Source organism: Caballeronia sp. LZ003 (genome assembly GCF_031451465.1).
Taxonomy (GTDB): domain Bacteria; phylum Pseudomonadota; class Gammaproteobacteria; order Burkholderiales; family Burkholderiaceae; genus Caballeronia.
Map to the genome: position 1 here is coordinate 1 of NZ_JARUXJ010000215.1, position 397 is coordinate 397.

Consider the following 397-nt stretch of genomic DNA (forward strand, 5'->3'; position numbering starts at 1 on the left):
GATCGTGGTGGCGGTGGTGGTGACGGTGTACACGGCGGGCGCGGCATCGGCGGCGATAGGTGGGGCGGCGAGCGCGGGCGCGGGCACGGGTGCGGCGGCAGGTGGTGCTGCTGCGGGTGCTGCTGCGGGTGGTGCGGCGGCAGGTGGTGCTGCGGCGGGTGGTGCAGTCGCAGGTGGTGCGGTCGCGGGAGGCGCAGCGGCGGCCAGTGCCAGCACCTGGTCGCTGGGCATCGCAGCCTTGAGCGGCGGAGGCACGCTGATGACGGCCGGCGTGGCGGTGGGTGCATCGGCGATAGGTGGCGCGGTGGGTTCACTGGCTTCGCAAGCGGTGCTGATTGCCGGTGGCGCGCAACAGGGTCTGGACTTGAAGGGAGTGGCGATATCGGCGGGATCGGCC

General features: G+C 73.3%; 1 pseudogene. It reads left to right on the forward strand.

Annotated elements, in window-relative coordinates:
• Positions 1 to 397 (forward strand): annotated as a pseudogene (locus QCE79_RS34515) (hypothetical protein); the annotation flags it as partial.